This is a genomic window from uncultured Croceicoccus sp. (genome assembly GCF_947496385.1).
Taxonomy (GTDB): domain Bacteria; phylum Pseudomonadota; class Alphaproteobacteria; order Sphingomonadales; family Sphingomonadaceae; genus Croceicoccus.
Map to the genome: position 1 here is coordinate 1 of NZ_CANMCP010000048.1, position 501 is coordinate 501.

Below are 501 nucleotides of genomic sequence, written 5' to 3' on the forward strand. Positions count from 1 at the left end.
ATTAGAGTCCGGCCCTGACAGAAGGACGGACGAGATGAAGAGAACGAGGTTTTCAGAAGAGCAGATCATCGGAGTTCTGAAGGAAGCGGAGGCGGGTGCGAAGACCGCTGACCTGGCCCGTCGGCACGGAGTGTCGGAAGCGACGATCTACAACTGGAAGTCGAAGTATGGCGGGCTGGAGGTCTCCGATGCCCGGCGGCTCAAAGAGCTGAAGAGCGAGAACGCGAAGCTGAAGCGGTTGCTGGCCGATGCGATGCTGGACAAGGCTGCGCTGAAGGATATTCTGGCAAAAAAGTTCTGACGCCCGTCGCAAAGGGGGAAGCTGTCGCTCATCTCCAGGCGTGCCACGGGATGAGCGAACGGCGGGCGTGCCGTGTCATCGATGCCGATCGCAAGAGCGTGCGTTACCGTTCCACCCGGGACGATGACGCTGGTCTGCGGGAGAAGCTGCGCGAGCTGGCCAACCAGCGTCGGCGGTTCGGCTATCGCCGTCTGCATATC

The 501-nt window shown here is 61.1% G+C and carries 1 pseudogene; it reads left to right on the plus strand.

The features are described from left to right. Positions 1-34: 34 nt before the first annotated feature. A pseudogene (locus Q0897_RS16055) lies at positions 35-501 on the plus strand (transposase); the annotation flags it as partial.